This is a genomic window from Caldicellulosiruptor acetigenus, from assembly GCF_026914305.1.
GTDB lineage: Bacteria > Bacillota > Thermoanaerobacteria > Caldicellulosiruptorales > Caldicellulosiruptoraceae > Caldicellulosiruptor > Caldicellulosiruptor acetigenus.
Genome location: NZ_CP113866.1, coordinates 900717 through 918270, shown reverse-complemented (window position 1 = coordinate 918270; position 17554 = coordinate 900717). Strand labels below are relative to the sequence as shown.

Annotated in this window: 18 protein-coding genes and 1 riboswitch; of the genes, 1 reads left to right on the top strand and 17 read right to left on the bottom strand. The window is 36.8% G+C overall.

Going from position 1 to position 17554, the window contains the following annotated elements:
* Nucleotides 1-2: 2 nt before the first annotated feature.
* The 14 genes from OTK01_RS04375 to OTK01_RS04310 form a co-directional block, all read right to left on the bottom strand.
* Nucleotides 3-542, bottom strand: a complete 540-nt coding sequence (locus tag OTK01_RS04375) for a PilN domain-containing protein (protein WP_029227953.1) — start codon at nt 540-542, stop codon at nt 3-5.
* Between the two features lie 34 nt (nt 543-576).
* A complete protein-coding gene (gene pilM / locus OTK01_RS04370; RefSeq protein WP_029227954.1) occupies nt 577-1542 on the bottom strand; it encodes a type IV pilus biogenesis protein PilM in 966 nt (321 codons plus the stop codon).
* A gap of 30 nt (nt 1543-1572) precedes the next feature.
* A complete protein-coding gene (locus OTK01_RS04365) occupies nt 1573-2058 on the bottom strand; it encodes a prepilin-type N-terminal cleavage/methylation domain-containing protein (RefSeq protein ID WP_029227955.1) in 486 nt (161 codons plus the stop codon).
* Complete coding sequence (locus OTK01_RS13225) at nt 2055-2657, bottom strand: prepilin-type N-terminal cleavage/methylation domain-containing protein (RefSeq protein WP_029227956.1); 603 nt, start codon at nt 2655-2657, stop codon at nt 2055-2057. Before OTK01_RS13225 ends, OTK01_RS04365 begins: the two co-directional genes overlap by 4 nt.
* Before the next feature lie 29 nt (nt 2658-2686).
* Nucleotides 2687-2953 carry a late competence development ComFB family protein gene (locus OTK01_RS04355; RefSeq protein WP_029227957.1) on the bottom strand — a complete coding sequence of 89 codons (267 nt, stop codon included), beginning with the start codon at nt 2951-2953 and terminating at the stop codon, nt 2687-2689.
* Nucleotides 2954-2991: 38 nt separating this feature from the next.
* Nucleotides 2992-3756, bottom strand: a complete 765-nt coding sequence (locus OTK01_RS04350; protein ID WP_051129948.1) for a prepilin peptidase — start codon at nt 3754-3756, stop codon at nt 2992-2994.
* 6 nt (nt 3757-3762) lie between these two features.
* On the bottom strand, nt 3763-4197 hold the full coding sequence (locus tag OTK01_RS04345; RefSeq protein ID WP_029227959.1) for a type II secretion system protein: 435 nt from the start codon (nt 4195-4197) through the stop codon (nt 3763-3765).
* A gap of 24 nt (nt 4198-4221) precedes the next feature.
* On the bottom strand, nt 4222-4644 hold the full coding sequence (locus OTK01_RS04340) for a prepilin-type N-terminal cleavage/methylation domain-containing protein (protein WP_029227960.1): 423 nt from the start codon (nt 4642-4644) through the stop codon (nt 4222-4224).
* 15 nt (nt 4645-4659) lie between these two features.
* Nucleotides 4660-5871, bottom strand: a complete 1212-nt coding sequence (locus OTK01_RS04335; protein WP_029227961.1) for a type II secretion system F family protein — start codon at nt 5869-5871, stop codon at nt 4660-4662.
* Nucleotides 5872-5889: 18 nt separating this feature from the next.
* Nucleotides 5890-6945 (bottom strand): type IV pilus twitching motility protein PilT, encoded by a 1056-nt coding sequence (locus OTK01_RS04330; protein WP_269011786.1) that lies wholly within the window; start codon nt 6943-6945, stop codon nt 5890-5892.
* A gap of 67 nt (nt 6946-7012) precedes the next feature.
* A complete protein-coding gene (locus OTK01_RS04325; protein ID WP_029227963.1) occupies nt 7013-8710 on the bottom strand; it encodes a GspE/PulE family protein in 1698 nt (565 codons plus the stop codon).
* A 50-nt stretch (nt 8711-8760) separates the two neighbouring features.
* Complete coding sequence (locus OTK01_RS04320; protein WP_029227964.1) at nt 8761-11847, bottom strand: response regulator; 3087 nt, start codon at nt 11845-11847, stop codon at nt 8761-8763.
* Between the two features lie 91 nt (nt 11848-11938).
* Nucleotides 11939-12790, bottom strand: coding sequence for a shikimate dehydrogenase (gene aroE / locus OTK01_RS04315; RefSeq protein ID WP_029227965.1), 852 nt, complete (start codon nt 12788-12790; stop codon nt 11939-11941).
* On the bottom strand, nt 12787-13296 hold the full coding sequence (locus OTK01_RS04310; protein WP_029227966.1) for a YqeG family HAD IIIA-type phosphatase: 510 nt from the start codon (nt 13294-13296) through the stop codon (nt 12787-12789). Before OTK01_RS04310 ends, aroE begins: the two co-directional genes overlap by 4 nt.
* Nucleotides 13297-13470: 174 nt before the next feature.
* Between OTK01_RS04310 and OTK01_RS04305 the strand changes: the two genes are divergently transcribed.
* The gene (locus tag OTK01_RS04305; protein WP_029227967.1) at nt 13471-14370 is read left to right on the top strand and encodes a hypothetical protein; all 900 of its coding nucleotides are present in this window, start codon (nt 13471-13473) and stop codon (nt 14368-14370) included.
* Between the two features lie 67 nt (nt 14371-14437).
* Here the strand turns inward: OTK01_RS04305 and OTK01_RS04300 are convergent, their stop codons facing one another.
* The 3 genes from OTK01_RS04300 to OTK01_RS04290 all read right to left on the bottom strand — a co-directional run bounded on the left by OTK01_RS04300 (nt 14438) and on the right by OTK01_RS04290 (nt 17554).
* Nucleotides 14438-15397, bottom strand: coding sequence for a C40 family peptidase (locus OTK01_RS04300; protein ID WP_029227968.1), 960 nt, complete (start codon nt 15395-15397; stop codon nt 14438-14440).
* A gap of 4 nt (nt 15398-15401) precedes the next feature.
* A riboswitch (cyclic di-AMP (ydaO/yuaA leader) is annotated at nt 15402-15564 on the bottom strand.
* A 101-nt stretch (nt 15565-15665) separates the two neighbouring features.
* A complete protein-coding gene (locus tag OTK01_RS04295) occupies nt 15666-16307 on the bottom strand; it encodes a lactate utilization protein (protein WP_029227969.1) in 642 nt (213 codons plus the stop codon).
* A 14-nt stretch (nt 16308-16321) separates the two neighbouring features.
* A complete protein-coding gene (locus OTK01_RS04290) occupies nt 16322-17554 on the bottom strand; it encodes an ABC transporter ATP-binding protein (RefSeq protein WP_029227970.1) in 1233 nt (410 codons plus the stop codon).

Genomic DNA, 17554 nt, shown 5'->3' with positions numbered 1-17554 from the left:
TCTCACTTCCTTGCTATATCAGCCGATATTGTTGACATTTTGGAATTCTCATCTCCAGTTACGCTGCTAAAGCTTATGTTTGTAAAGTAACCACTTGTTTGAAGGTTGTAGACAAACTGTGTGACAGTTTCAAGCTTATCAGCCCTGACAGTGCACGTTACCTTTTCGGTTGAAAGGTTCAGGCTCTCAAACTTGAGATTTGAAGGTGTCAAAGATTCAAGTTTATCTAAAATCTCTAAAAGTTTTATATGCCCACTTGACACATATTCAAGTAAAGCTTCTTTTTGAGTATACAAGGTTTTCTTTTCGACAAGCTTCTGCGCTTCATCCATCTGTTGCTGTTTTATTCTTATCTCATCATTCAACCTTCTGATATCATTATTTGTCGTCATTATTCTGGTTAAAAAAATTGAGGCAATCAGAGCAAATACGCATATTTCTAAAACAAATACCAAAAAATAAATTCTCAGCGTTGCATCTTTCTTTTTTATTCCTCTTTCATAAGCCAACAACAGGTTTATATCCTTGAGATTTTTTGCCATTATTACCTCTCCTTAAAATCTCAAAACTCAAAAACTAAATAAGCCCACTGATTGTAGTGGAATAATTGCAAACTTCACTTTTTGTCATTATTATCTTCTTATCAATCGATTGCAGTTCAGTGAGTAAGACCATTTCAGCATTTATCTTTGTTCGCAGAATATCGCTTATATCTATATGCTGGCAAACCTCACCCATAAGATATACCTTCGAAAGATTTTTGCTGTCCTGTTCCCTGCTTTTATAAAATTCATAGAACTTTGAAATATTTTCAACAATCTCATTGATAGTGTAGGTATAAAAATATTCTATGAAAGCTTCAGAACCTTCTTCCTCACTGAACATTCTTTCCAAATCATAATTTGGAAACGTTTTAGAAAGAACAATTTCATCTTCGTTGACTATCACAACTGTTATATAAGACCTTACAATGTTTACAATCATTATAAGCTCTTTATCTTTTTCTTTTCTAACCTTTCTTTCTAAACCTACGAGTTTAGATATTGTATTTGGCTCAATATCAATTTTCTTAACCTTAAAACCAAGTTTTTTCGTAACTGTTACTATATCTTCGACAAGACTTTTAGGAAGAGCCACAAGCAAAATCTTTTGCTTCTTTGTTTTTCCTTCATTAAACACCTTCAGCTGTTTATAATCAATAACATAATTTTCAATGCTTGTTGGAAAGTACTGTCTTGCTTCAAATGTAATAAGATTAAACGTCTTGTCTTCATTGAGGTACGGCACTACTAATTCTCTGATAATCATGTTAGAAATACCTGACAAAACAAAAGTTATATTGTTTTTTGGAAAATTATTTTTTAAAAAGATATTGCCCAGCGTTTCGTAAAAAAGATTTGGTTCAAGTTTCATGTCGTTTATGATGACATTATCTTTCAGCTGCTCTTCAGCAAATTTATTTATATGAATACTTCCTGAAAAGCTTCCTTCAGCAACCTTTATGTAGTTTTTCCCAAGTTCTATAGCTACTTTTGTGCTCATATTCTTCTTAAACCCCTCAAAATAGAATTTTTACCAGTCATAACGTCTGTTATAAACAATTTTGTAAGTCCTTGTCTGACCACGAACACCCAAATCCACTGTGTACTGAATGACTATCTGAGGCGGATTGTCATCAACATCAAAATTTGTGACTTTCCCCTCAAGGTAAGGTGTAATTACACCATCTTTGGTGATTCTTATACCTTTTGTTGATGGCTCATACTTTATAGTTACGCTTGTGCCTGAGGTTGACGAATTATCTTCGTATACAATCATATCAACCCTCTCAGTAGAAGAATTTCCAACAATACTTTGCTGGTCTGCCATCTGAAGCCACTGCTTTATTGTATCTTGAAGCCTTTTTGCCTGAGACTCAATTGAAGCAATCTTTGCTTCTTCCTGAGCTACCTTGAAATTGTTCATAAAAAAGCTGTACAGAGCAACAATGATTATTCCAACAATTGCAACAACAGCTATTATCTCAATAAGTGTAAAACCTTTTAAAAATTTCCTCATTGCACTTCAACGCTCCCCGGTGGTATGCTGTTAAGTACTATTGTCTTTTTGTAGCTAGAACCTGAAATAGGAATTATTTCTATTGTTTTTTGGGCGGTATATGGTGTATGAACAGATCCTCTTGCTACTATAGAACCTGTAAATTCTATAATCTCTCCTTTGGGCCCGAATGTAAGGTATGTCGCAACGCCTGTATTACTCATTACTATTGTTGAGGTCGGAGCAATTTGTACTGTTTTCGATTTTATCTCTTTTAATACAATTTCTCGGTGGGGTGTTGAACTTGTATCTAATTTTATCAGCTGGATTTTCAAAGACTTCTCGCCTGTTACAGGATCAGGAATTTGACGATTGTCAATCCTTATGTAATACTTTGACATATGCCCACCTGTTGCTGACGAATACGTGTCATATTCCATCTCAGAGTCAACCTTCTCATAAAGCTCTCTTATCATTGCAGCAAACTGGGTTGCAACGCTGTTTACATCAGCTCTTTTCTTCATTGCTATATAATTTGGAACTGCAATTGCCAAAAGGATTGCCAAAATCGCCAAAACAATTGCCATTTCTTGCAGGGTAAAGCCTTTAAACCTTTTCATCTTATCCCTCTTTTTATTTTCTAAAAGCTTTAATCATGTTTTGGATTGTTTTTAACAATAAAAGCAGCTGCTGCAATTGCAGCTGTGATGTCAACTGTGAACTGTTCCTGAAGCTCTGCAAGCCTTTCAAAAAGCTCTCCTTCTTTTGTGACAAAATACCTTGGCGGAAGCCTGTTGAGTGCTAAAGCCATAATGTCAAGCTTGCACTTTGGACACTTGCAAACATCAATGTTTTCAAGAACTTTATCTATCATATTCCCTACTGCTTCTTCCATATAGTTTTTTATTGTATACACAACTTTTGCCCCCTTGCTATTATCTCAATCTTTTTAGGCTATCTTATGTACTCTAAGTACATCTTTAAAATAGTATCACCATATAGTATTGTGATAATTAGAGCAGCGGATATAAACGGTCCAAAGGGGACTTCACTCTTCAAATTCTTATTCTTCTTTACCAATACAAATGCTGCAAACACAGCACCCAGAACAAATGCCAGAAAATTTGCTAAAATAGCTTCTACTGCTGTAAATCCAGCGCCACCCGCTGCAATTAAAAGTACATCTCCAAATCCCATTGCTCTTCCTTTAGATAGAATGTAAACTATTAAAATTAAAAGCATTGAGAAAATCATTCCTGAAAAGATGCTCAAAGCAGTTTTTATGCTAACTCCTCTTTCCAAAAACACCTGCACACATCTTGCAGCAAACAGCAAAAAGATGCTCTTTGTTGAAATCTCCATGGTGTCAATATCAACTGCTGAGATATAAAGAAGAATACAATAAATAAAGAAGGCAACAAACATCTCTGGCGAAAAACCATATTTGGAATAGCACAAAAGGCCGCCTGCTGCTGTTAAAAGCTCAACAATGGGATATCTTATAGAAATCCTTTCTTTGCAGAACCTGCACCTTCCTCTTAAGATTATATAGCTTACAACAGGAATCAAATCATACCACTTTATTCTTCTTTTGCATTTCGGGCAGTGGCTCGGGGGGAACACAATCGACTCCCCCCGAGGAATTCTGTATATACAAACATTCAGGAAGCTGCCAAGGATGAGGGAAATTATAATATCACTAATTATCCAAAACACCATTTTTCATTATGGATTCGCATAAACGCCCTTAAGTTCTGGATAAAGTTCATTATTTTGTGCATCTGAACCACTCGAACCCGCCCCAACATATACAGCATTTCCAGTAGTATCTGTCCAGTAATAGAACTGCCATGAACTGTTGTATCTTACTTTTGGTACTCCACCTGTCATATATTGAGTTACCCATGGCTCAGAACCATTTATTGCAGTTGGGTTAGTTTGTGTTACAGTGTATCCGTCTCCTACATACTGCTGAATTGCTGTAGCAATCGTCCTTGCGTTTGCCTTATCAGCATTAATTTTTGCTCTGTTAATCTGCCTCAACACCTGCGGAACAGCAATTGCAATCAATATTGCAATAATCGCCAAAACAACAACCATTTCAATCAATGTAAAACCCTTATTTTTCTTATTAACCTGCTTTACCAACCAAGCCATCATGTCAAAATCAACCTCCTACAGTTTTTATTTATAATTCTCGTCAAACTCGGGAAAAAGTTCCCACTGGTTTGAATCATCACCCGCATAAATCTTTAAAACTGATGACTCATACTTGTAGTAAAAATAATAATTTTTATTTAACCTTGGCCTTGGCAGGCTTCCCTGGATATACCTTGTTAAATCAAGCTCAGGTGGATTCCCTACTAAATTACTACTAATTTTGTGAATGTTTGAATCTGGTATGATTTCGCTCAAATTCTTACCTGTTTCCTCCTGCCACATCAAAAATGCATATGCAATGTGGCGGGCTGTTTGGCTGTCTGCTCTTTTTTGAGCATTCTGGATTGTCCTTAAAACCTGTGGCGTTGCAATTGCTACAATCACTCCAATTATAGCAATCACAACAACAAGTTCAATCAAAGTAAAGCCATAAAACTTTCTTTTCATAAGCCACCGCCCTTTTTATGTGCCGATGCTGCCATAGAGTTTGAACATCGGCATGATAATTGACGCAAGCAAAAATCCAACCATCAAAGCAAGCAGCACAATCATAACAGGCTCAAACAGTGATGTCAGTCTTGTGACCTGATTTTCAACCTCATTTTCGTAGTAATCTGCTGCTTTTTCAAGCATGTACTCAAGCTGTCCTGTCTCTTCGCCTGTCTTTAACATGATGTTCATAAGCTTTGGAAAAATCCCCATCTCCTCAATCGGATAGCTTAACCCCTCACCACCTTTCACCCTCTCAATAACCTTCTCAAACTCCCTTTCAATAAAGGCGTTTGACAAGATGTTTTTTGTTGTATCCAAAGCCGTTATCAAGGAAACACCAGCATTCAAAAGTGTTGCCAGCGTCCTTGTAAAACGGCTGGTTACCTGACCCAATACAAGCTTGCCTATCACTGGTATTCTGATTTTTATTTTTCCGACAATGATACCACCTGTTGGTGTTGATTTGAATACTTTATACCCAAATACCAAAGCTACAATAGCAAAAAGAAGATAAATCCCATTTTGCTGCATAAATTTGCTTGAATTTATAACAAACCTTGTTGTTGCAGGAAGTTCAACATTGAGCTCTTCAAAAAGTCCAACAAAGGTTGGAATAACATATGTCAAAAGAATTATTAGCACAATTACAGCCACACTTATAACAATTGCAGGATACATGAGAGCATTTACAATCTTCTGCCTGAGTTTTAGTTCCTTTTCAAAATGTGTTGCCATTTTGTCCATTGACTTGTCAATAGAACCTGCAACCTCTCCTGCTTCAACCATGTTCACTAAAATTGGCGGGAAAAATCTTGGATGTTCTCTCATAGCACTCGATAAAAGAGTGCCCCTTTCCACCTTTTCGTAAAGGTCATCTATTACCCTGCCAAAAGGTCTTCCCCTGTACTGCTGCCTCAAAACATCCAAACAGCTTAAAATTGAAATACCTGCAGAGAGCATTGTTGCAAACTGCCTGCAAAAGACTGAAAGGTCTTTTACTGTTGCTCTTTGTCCAAAGGGCAGTTTTATCTCTTTCTGGAGTGCTCCTTTTTCTTTTATTTCTATCACAAACACATTTCTGGCTTTCAACATCTCAATTGCCGCTTTTTCATCCTCGGCTATAACAGTCCCATTTATTCTTCTGCCAGATACATCCATTGCACTGTACACATACTCTGCCATTTTAACCTTCCTACCCCTTTAGAATATCAAAAGCTTGTTTATAAGCTCATGATCAGATGCATACATTATTGCATCTTCTCTTGTTATAAGCCCTCTTTTGTACAAGTCAACAAGAGATTGTTCCATTGTTATCATTCCATTTTTCGTATGTGTTTGAATAATTGATTGTATCTGATACGTCTTTGCTTCTCTTATGAGATTCCTTATTGCCGCGTTTGCTATCATAACCTCAACCGCAACAACCCTGCCCCTGCCGTCTCTCCTTGTCAAAAGCTGTTGCGATACAACTGCTTGAAGAACTGTAGAAAGCTGAACACGTATTTGCTGCTGCTGATATGGTGGGAAAACATCGATGATTCTGTCAATGGTCTTTGCTGCACCAACAGTGTGAAGTGTTGAAAAAACCAAGTGTCCGGTCTCTGCAGCGGTAAGTGCTATGGAAATTGTCTCTAAATCTCTCATCTCGCCAACCAGAATTACATCAGGGTCTTCACGAAGAGCAGCTCTCAGGGCTGCTGCAAAGCTTTGTGTGTCGTTTCCTATCTCTCTTTGATTGACAATACTCTTTTTGTGCCTGTGAAGATATTCAATAGGGTCTTCCAATGTGATAATATGTAAGTTCCTCTCAGCATTTATTATATCTATAAGCGATGCTAACGTGGTCGATTTCCCTGAACCGGTTGGACCAGTAACAAGAACAAGCCCTTTGTTGAGCTTTGTAAAATCTTTCAGAACCGGAGGAAGTCCCAATGTCTCAAACTTTGGTATATCCTGAGATATGACTCTGAATGCAATAGCATAAGAACCTCTTTGCCTAAATGCATTTACCCTAAACCTGCTCAAACCTCTAATGCTGTAAGAAAAGTCAACCTCACCAGCTTCTTGCAAACGTTTGTACTGGTATTCGTTTGTAATTTCTTTTACAAACCTTTCAGTTATCTCTGGTGTGAGGCTCAAATCGCTCATGCGTGTAAGTACACCGTGCACCCTCATGATAGGGGGTGAACCTGCCGTGATATGTATATCAGATGCGCCTTTCAAAAATGCCTCTTTCAAAATCTCATTGATATCCATTTTGGCTTTTCCTCCTTCCTCTATCCTCTACTCTCTGTCATCTTTAACCCCTCGAACACTTAAAAACTTATTCAAGTGAAAATGTAACTCTCAAAAACTCTTCCACTGTTGTTGTCCCGTTCAAGACTCTTTCTTTGCATGCATCTTTTAGTGTCTTCATTCCTTCTTTTATCGCAAGCTGTTTTATTTCATCACTGCTTACATCTTTTTTCACAATCAATCTTTTTAGCTGGTTTGTAACAATCATTATTTCGTATATTCCAGACCTGCCGTAATATCCTTTATTATTGCAAAGTGCACAACCTCTTCCTCTGTATAATTTTACATTGTAATTTTCTTCTATGTCAAGAGCTTTTAGTTCTGGTTCTGTAGGAAGATACTCTTCTTTGCAGTACGGACAAATCTTGCGAATAAGTCTTTGAGATATAACACCAACAAGCGATGAGCTTATCAAAAAGCTTTCAATACCCATATCAACAAGTCTTGTAACAGCAGATGGTGCGTCGTTTGTGTGGATTGTAGAGAGCACCAAGTGCCCTGTTATAGCAGCTCGAACTGCCATGTCAGCTGTCTCTTTATCTCGAATCTCTCCTATCATAATGATGTCAGGGTCCTGTCTCAAGATAGAACGCAGTGCTGCTGCAAATGTAAGCCCTGCTTTTGGATTTACTTCAACCTGATTTATGCCATAAATCGTGCTCTCAACAGGGTCTTCTACTGTTATGATGTTCTTAAGCCCTGTGTTAAGCTCATTTAATATGGTATACAAGGTAGTAGTTTTCCCGCTTCCAGTTGGTCCGCACACAAGAATTATACCGTGGGGTGCTGAAATAATCCTGTTATATTTTTCTAAGTCATCTTCTGTAAATCCAAGTTCTGTCTTGGATTTGATAAATGCTCCCTTGTCAGCAATTCTTATAACTATCTTCTCACCATAAACAGTTGGAAGAGAAGAAATTCTCATGTCATATACCTTGTCAGCAAACAAGAATGTGGTTCTGCCATCCTGCGGCACTCTTTTTTCAGCAATATCCATGTTACCTATAACCTTTATCCTTGCAACAAGAGATGGCAGGGTCTCAATTTCAAGCTGAAGAATGTCATATAGTATGCCATCTATCCTAAATCTTACTCTTATTTCATTTTCAAAGGGTTCAATGTGAATGTCGCTTGCTCTAGATGTTATTGCCTGCTCAAATATGGAGTTTACAAGCTTGACAACAGGACCTTCTGCGTCATCTTCAGAACTTATCTGCATTCTCGTTGTCTGAACCCTTCTTTGAGCAGCACCCTCTTTTTTGAGCTCTTCAATAGCCTTTAAGGCTTCTTGCTTTCCGTAAAACTTTTCTATCTGTCTTTTTATCTCAGAAGCTTTTGCAATGACTGGCTGAACATTTTTGCCAGAAAAAATTGCAACATCTTCTATTGCAAAAATGTTCAGCGGGTCAGCCATTGCAACAACAAGTTTGTCATCCTTTAGCTGGATTGGAATAAGAGTATGTCTTCGTGCTATGCTTTCAGAAACTAAATTCACAACCTCTGGGTCAATTACATACTGGTCAAGCTTAACATGAGGTATTCCCAGCTGGAACTCCAGAACCTCTAAAATTTCATCTTCTGTGACATATCCCTTTTCAACAAGGATTTCGCCTATTTTTTTTCCTGTCTTTTTCTGAATTTGAAGTGCTTCTTCTAACTGCTTCGTTGTGATAATTCCTGCCTCTAATAAAAGCTCACCTATTTTTCTCTTTTCGTTTACCGGCAACTGAATTCACCTTCTTTTAGTCTTTACCATTTTTTAACCTTTTTTAAAACTTAGCCTGCAACCTCGCTCAAGACACCTTTTTCTTCAAAAAATTCTACCTTCATCTCCTCTTGTTTTCTCTCAAGTTGGAATTTAATACCGGTCATTGTAATCAAATATATTCTCCATCCAGATTCTATCTTTTCTATGCTGATGAATTTCACAGCCTTTTCGCTCTTTATAGCAGGAATGGTATTAGCAAAATCCCCTGCATAAGAAGGAACATCTAATACTATTACACCATTTTCCTCAAAGATCCTATAGGAAACATCCTCTGCATCTATATACCTTATAACAACACCACTATCATCCACTTCAATTTTTGAAGTTGCCTTTTCAAATTTCAAAAGAAGTTGTGATAGGCCAGATTCAATTTCCCAATGTGCACGGTTAAAGCTTATTCTTATGCTCAGATTTTCCTCAGCAGGTATAAACTCTATGAGCTTTACTATTCCATTCTCGTAATACTGAGAAGTCAACTCAATCTGATCATATACAATTTTTGATAGCTTTACTTCTATTACACCTTTTCCAATTTGCTCGACCTCAGGCTCTTTAAACAGCTCGCCATCAATGCCAAGTTTTAAATATGCTTCAGTTTCGCTGTTTACAACAACTTCACACGTTGTCAGTTCAGGCAGTTTTTTCATTACAATTTCAACGGCTTTTTCTTTATCAGAGTTTACAACAGCAACTGCTTTTTTATTAGTCTTTATAATAATTCCATAACTTCCCTTAGATTTGTAAACCTGATAGCTTTTGATAAGGCTATCTTCAACTTTGAACAGCCCGGTGGAAATAAAAATACCTTTTTTCCTAATCTCTACTTCAAATTGATTGTTCTCTTTGTCTTCTTTGAAACTAATATCATTTTTGTCAAGTCCCTCAAGCTGGATAGAATTATTAGATACCAGAATTTCTATTGTATCCAGAGCAAATTCTAAATCAAAGCCGTTTGCATAGTCGCTTACAATAAAATCATCTTTGAAAGGATAGACCTCTATTACTACTTTATCATTTTCTGCTTCTTTAAAAATGATTTTTTCTATGCAACAACTCTCAAGCTCAACAGGTAAGGTGGATATGTTTTCTAACTGAGCATCAAAAATTTCTATTCTGACTACTCCATCTTCTTGCCTAATCTCTTTATCTAACTTTCCTTCTCCTCTTATATGTAAGATAGCTTTATTATCTTTCTCTTCGTACTCATAAAAGTTGATTTTATTCTGAGCTTTTAAAGGTGTCAGGTAAACATCTGTTGATACCTTATCTTTGGCCAAGAGGGAATAAAAACTGCATCTCTTTTTAAGGTAGATTAGACCTTCATAGCCATTTTTAACTTTTTCGATCTCTACCTTTTCAATAAACTGATTGTCTTCCACCATAGAATCTTTTATTAGATTTACAAATCTATTGAGTATACTGAATCTTAATTTTTTGTCTTCAATAAGTTCAAGTTCTATCTCAGACGGTTTGATATTCTGGAAAATCAGTCTTGTCTGTAAATTATCATAAAGCAAAAACGCTCTTATTGCCCTGCATAAAATAAGAACTCTGCCATCTTCTTTGGATACACTTACCTTATTTACTGGAGTAGATATCATCATAAAGCACTTTTTCTCTGCATAATCTTTTTTAAACTCTATCCATTCAATAAAGCCCTCTTCATATTCATATCGCTGGTTCAGAAGTTCATCTGGAACCTCTAAATCACTAAAATATACATATACCTTATCATTTTCTTTGTCGTGATCCATTTGAAGCTGTGCATCCCCAGATGACGAAATTATTTCGACTATTGTCATATCTTCCTTGGTATATACATTCCATCTTTTGATTACATTTGCTTCTTTTAATCTTATGCCAAACGAACTTCTTCCTTCAATTTTTTCATATTCCAAGAATTTAGAACTTTTAACCAGCACTACATATCCCTTAAAGGTCTTCAGTACCTCAATGGTTTCAACCAATCCATCGTTTATTTCTATTCTTTCCTCTTTTAGCATTGTATCCTTGTTCAGGATATTTATTTTTAAGTTATTTTCTGCTCTTTCTACTTCTATTGCTTTTGAAGATATCCCTTCTATCAGCAAAAGTTTTGTCAAAGGATTGTAGGATAGATGAGCAATTTCTTTTTGCAATAATATCTCAATTATTCTGTCATTTTCTTGTATGTTGAACTTTCTTATATCGGTTTTAATTGCAATATAAACATTGCCTGAAATCTCTTCTACTTTTATTTCTCTTAAGCCCTCATCAGAAACCTTTATGGTTTCTTTGACATTTGGCTCAATTTTACAATCCTCCACATTGATTATAAAACCATTGCCAATCTTCATCTTACCAAAATTGTATGTCACAGGTTCACTGAAATAAAGGGACAAAACATATCCTTCGTCCTTTTCGAATACCCTTACGTCCTCAAGCCTTGCTTTTCCATTTTCTTCTCGCAAATTTAACTTAAAATCAATATGTATCTCTTCATTTTCAACTTTCTTGTTTTCTTCCACATTTATGTTCTCATAAAATGGCTCATTTTTAGGCTGTTCTTCCACTAATTCTTTTGCTGCCAATTTTTCTGCTGCTAACTCCTCTTCCAAATTATTTATTTCAAGGTCAGGCGTTATAGTTTCTTCTAATTCTAGTCCTTCTGAAGGTTCTTTTGAGTTAACCATTTGAAGTTCTATAACTTCTTTTTCTTCCCTTTCATCCTTGGTTTCTTCATCTATCTTAGGTTCTATGTTTTCACACACACTTTTCAATACACTCTCTATTTTTTCTTTTGAGAACGGCTTTGTAATATAATTTACCGCACCTTCTCTAAGAGCCTGCATCACAGCTTCCTGCCCAGAAAGTGCAGAGACCATTACCACTTGAACAGATGGAAGCACTCTTTTTATCTCTTTTAAAACATCAATGCCACTCATGTCTGGAAGGGTTATATCAAGCGTGATTATATCCGGCTTTACCTTTGCAGCTTGTTCTACTGCATCCTTGCCTGTCGATGCCTCTGCTACAACATTGTATCCAAGCTCGGCTAAAATACCTTTTAACACCTTTCTTATAAACACAGCATCATCAACTATCATAATTTTCATTTTTGATACACCCCTCGATTTATGTCCTTATATAAATTATACCACAAAATTACATGATGTAAAAAAATTTTTGGGAAAATTACAAAAATACCTATTCAATTCGGGCTACTTTCCTCTCACATTCATTCAGTATTTCAACAATCAAATTTGAGACAATATCAATGCCGCCAAACCAAATTTTTTCTGCTTCAACTGCCTGGTACACAAGCATCTTAAGTCCGTTTTCAGTCTTTATTCCTCTCTTTTCAGCCTCTTTCAAAAAGGCGGTCTTAAGAGGATTGTATATCATATCATATACAAAAACTGGCAGGCTTTGATCATAAATTTCAAAGTCAAAAGGACTGTTTTCAATATTCGGAAACATTCCCACAGATGTTGTGTTAATAATTATATCGTACTTAAACTCATATCTTCTTAGCCATTCTACTGGAAGGATTTTTAAAATGTCTTGAAAAACCTCTTTTAATCTTTCAGCCTTCTCATATGTCCTGTTTGCAACAAAAACTTCCTTTGCTCCCATTTTATAAAGCCCGTAGATGCAAGCTTTTGCTGCACCACCGCTACCGAGCACCAATATTTTTTTGTCTTTTACATCAACCCCCACATGCTCCAAGCTTTTTTTAAACCCTATCCAATCGGTATTGTAAGCCAAAAGTTTCCCATCTTCTTTTTTCACAGTATTTGCCGCGTTTATTATTCTGACATCTTCTGAGACTTCATCGCAAAACTCCAAAATATCTTCCTTGTAAGGAATTGTTATGTTAAATCCAACAACATCCTCATCTTTTCTTACCATCTCAACAAATTCTTTTAGCTCTTCAGTATCAGAGAGTTCTACATTTGAATAAACTGCATCAATATTCAGCTCAGATAGAATCCTGTTATGAATAAAAGGTGAAATCGAGTGTTTTAAGCTCTTGCCAATCAAAAAAAGTTTTTTCATTCCCTCTCATCCTTTTCGTAGTATTTTAATATTTTCCTTTCAAAAATCCTGTTTATTCTAGTTACAAAAAACTCCTTTTCTTCCAAAGGTCGGACCAAAACTACGTAAAGTTTTAACCTTTTTGCGCCTATGACATCTGTAAAGAACTGGTCACCTATCACAGCTGTTTGATGATTTTTCTTGCCCTGATGAAGCAGGTATGAAGCTTTTAAAAATCCAGATTTCAAAGGTTTTTTGGCATTATAGATAGCAGGAATGCCAAGTATACTTTCTATTTTTTTGACTCTATCCTTCTGGTTGTTCGAAACAAGGCAAATTTTAAATCCCATCTTTCGAGCCTTTTCAAGCCAATCAATAATCTCGTCTCTTACCTCAAATTCACCCCACGCAACTATGGTGTTGTCTATGTCGATAATGAGATAGTTTATTCCTCTTTTTATAAGAGTTTCAAGGTCAATATCCAATATACTTTTGCATATCATATCAGGTTTGAACTTTTTTAGCATCTCTATACCCTTTCTCTCCCTTTTGCCATCTAAAAATTGTCAAAGAAAAAATGAATCTACACAACTTTTTTGTTTTTTGATTTGTGAAAATACAACCTGATAAGGTATAATTTAATTATATTCTAAGCCTTTATATTTTTCAAAATAAATTGAGAAGGGGGAAAGAGGTTAAAAATGGTTGAGGTAAAGAAAGTCGAGTATATGGGCTGGGAAAACTGCTACAAAATTTCTAATGGAAAAATTGAAGCAATTGTTACAACAGACGTGGGACCAAGAATAATTCATTTTGCATTTGAAGGTGGTAAGAACGTTTTTTGTGTGGTGGAAGACCAAGCAGGAAAAGTTGGCGGTGACGAGTGGAGAATATACGGCGGTACAAGACTGTGGCATAGCCCGGAAGCCATGCCGCGCACATATTTCCCCGACAATCACAAAATAGACTTTGAAATTGTGGAAAATGGAATTGTGCTAAAACAACCCATGGAAACCACAACTTTCTTGCAAAAAACAATTGAACTAAAGTTTCACCCAACCGAAGCAGAAGCTTATGTAACATATAAAATCAAGAACAATGGTCTTTTTGAGGTCAAGTTTGCAATCTGGGCGCTTTCTGTAATGGCACCAGGTGGAGTTGAGGTTATGCCAATTCCAAAGATTGATACAGGGCTTTTACCAAGCTATCCTTTGGTCATGTGGCCATATACAAAACTTAACGACCATAGAGTCTTGTGGGGTGAAGATTTCATTATTCTAAAACAGGATAAAAACTGCAAGCCAGCATTTAAGATTGGATACCCAAATTTGGACGGCTGGGTTTGCTATTTAAACGATGGAAGTCTTTTTATAAAACAATACAAACACATAGATGGTGCAGAGTACCCTGACTTTGGATGTTCTTACGAAACATATACAACCGATTTCATGCTTGAGATGGAAACTCTAAGCCCACTTTATACTGTGGCACCGGGCGAAGAGATTTCTCATCTTGAGGTTTGGCAGCTCAAGAAAGTTGATGCTACCATTGAAAGTGAAGAGGATGTCAAAAACCTGATTTTGCCTTTGATAAAAAAGTAAAAAGTACTTTTAAACTTGAAAGGGGCTTTTTCCTTTCTGATTTTCAGGAAAAAGCCCCTTTTTACTTTCATCTTATGACTCTTTTTGCCATCATAAAAAATCTTCCATAATATGAATTGAGGTCAGTTTCTATTACGCGTCCCCTTGCACTCGATGCATGAATGAACTTGCCACCGCCTAAATATATACCAACATGATTTATATAATTTTTCCCACCGTCTGTATCAAAGAAAAGCAAGTCCCCCGGTTTAATTTCACTATACGAAATTCTCACACCATTTGTCCTTGCCATGTCAGCTGCCGTTCTTTCAAGATGTATCCCAAAGTTTTTGAACACAAACTGAACAAATCCTGAACAGTCAAAACCCGTTGATGGTGATGTCCCACCATACGAGTATCTTATACCACGAAATCTTTGAGCAAACTCTAAAATTCTCTGTACCAGGCTAAGATTTCCAAAAGCTTCTTCTTGACTTCTTTCAAAGCCACCACGTGACACTGTCTTTGATGCAAGCTGCGATGGCATCCTCAAAAGGTAATAAGCCATATATCCTACTGTCCCATCAAGCGTCTTTACCTTCACCCAGCCATTTGCTTCTTTCGACAAAACATAGACCTTGCTGCCACTTTTTAATGTCTTTAGCACCTTTGATGAAGTCGACATATCACTTCTCAAACGCGCATTGTCTTTTAAAACTGTAGCTTGTACAGCTTTAGCAACCGTCTTTGCAACACTTGACCTTGAAGTATTTGAAGCTGAGCTTGTTTTATCATTTGTAAGTTTTATGTAATCAGACTTTACATACCCAACAATTCCATCATACGAAATCTTTACCCATCCACCAGCACTTGACAAAACCTGTGCTTTAAACCCTTTTGGGAAAACTCCTAAAATCTTGCTACTTGTTGAAGGTGCACTTCTTATATTTATTGTAGATTTTGCCTGGGCTGACTGGGCAAAGGCCTTTGCAGAAAAAAACATCAGAAAAATTCCAACCAAAAGAGCTATTAAAGCTTTAGTGTTCATGCAAAAACTCCCTTCTTGAGGCTTACGGGATTAGCTGACGGGTTCGGGACAAGAAGGCTATCCCTACGGCAAGTTTTTTCTTGCCGATTCACCCCAAAGGCTACTGTGGGTCTCCCGCTGCCTGAGCAATTTTTACAATTTGCTCAGACATTCAGCCTTTGTGATTTATTATTTTGATGTTATTATTCTATTACAAGTCACTTTATTCTGTCAACCCTTTTTTACAGAATTGTTACGCAAATATTTCTAAAATATTACAACCACATCCTCAAAAGCCCAGGTCTTCTTTGACCAGCACAACTTTGATTCTTCCCTTTGCTGGAGACCTTCTTGTCACAACAATATGGCTGCAGATGCTATCGCTACTCAAACAGTCATGGCATTTTCCATCCTGAGTACATGGCGTGTTTCGAGAAAGTCTTTTTGAGTTCATAGGAGATGCTATGTTCCTTACCCTCAACAAACCTTGCTCTTCGTTTAAAACAAGCTTGTTCTTGCCGGCAATCACTATTACGTTTTTGGGACCAAAAAGAAGTGCTGCAAGCCTGTTGCCGTTTCCATCTATGTTTATGAGCTTTCCGTCAAGTGTTATTGCGTTTGTTGACATAAGATAGTAGTCAGCCCAGAAAGATTTTCTGTAAATCTCACCAAGTTCCTCAGGTGTTATTCCTTCTTTGTATCTATCCAAAAAGTTGTAACTGCCATTTCTCAGAAAATCTATCACACCACACTCAAAAAGTGTCATTGACCCACCGCACGATACCACACTACCTTTTGAAATGAGCTTTTCTAAAAGAGGCACAACATCTTCTTTTTTCTCAACAACAAAACATTCAAAGTTTCTTGCTTCCAAGTTTTTCTTTACAGTTTCAAAGTTAGTATCTATCCACCATGCCTTGTTTGGATTCATTTTAAATCACCCCTTCACATTTTACCATTTGTCTCTTTTAGGATGTAATCTTTCAAGCTCTCAATGCTTGAAACAACCAATGCTTTTTCCCTCAAGCAATTGTAAAGATTTGTTGCCAAACCGCCTGTAAAATCGCGCTTTGAAATATCCTCCTCTTCAATTATGCAAAGCTTATTAGCATATCTCAGTGCCTCTAAGTTTTTCAGGTTTTGAACACCAAACGGAATACTGCACAGCACGCACAGGTCTGCCTTGCTGATTAGCTGAACATTTTCAATATACTCTTTTTCTCCAATTGGCATAAAAGGTTTTGTAAATACTGTGTAGATGGAAAAAAGCTGAGCTGTTTCAAAGTCTGTGTCGTTTGTGGAAAGTACACCTGTTGTGACTTTACATCCCATTTCAATGAGCATCCTGTAAAGAAGCTGTGCGCTCCCACCTCCTGCAATAACATGAACGTGAAAAGCTTTTGGAGCTTCTGTTTGGATAAGTTCTATATCAAATATCCCGAAAGGATTTTTGTAAACAACTGCCTCAACTCCGTACACCTTTTTGATGTTCTGCTGGTTTAGAACTTCATCTGGCCTTCCAATATCCACAATTTTACCATCTTTCATCATAATAATGCTGTCACACACTTTTGCTGCAATTTTTAGATTGTGAATTGCCATTATGACAATCTTGCCAGAAAGCGCTTCTTGTTTTGCAATCCTTAAAATCTTTTCCTGGTGAGAGATGTCCAAGTTTGAGTTTGGCTCATCTAAAAGCAAAACTTTGCTACTTTGAGCAAGCACACGCGCAAATGATGTTCTTTGCCTCTCACCACCTGAAATCTTTAGTATGCTTGAAAGCTTTTTGCTTGAAAGCTCAACCTGTTCTATCTTCTCCTCTGCAATTTTTTTGCTCTCGCAGGTAGCAAAAAACCTGCTCTTTTCATAGGGAAATCTTCCCATCATCACAACATCAAGAACTGTAAATGGAAAGCTTGAAAAGATGTGCTGTGGCATGTACGAAATAAGCTTTGCTCTTTCTATGTCAGAAAGCTTGGTTATCTGCACATTATCAAAATAAACCCTTCCTTCAAGAATTTTGACAAGTCCTGCTAAAGCCTTTATCAGCGTACTTTTACCACTTCCGTTTGGCCCAACAAATCCATAGACTTTTCCTTCTTCAAACTTAAGCCTTCCGTTTATCTCGACAATTGGATAAGAGTAGCCGCATTTGAGGTTCTCAACAAAAAGAGGCAT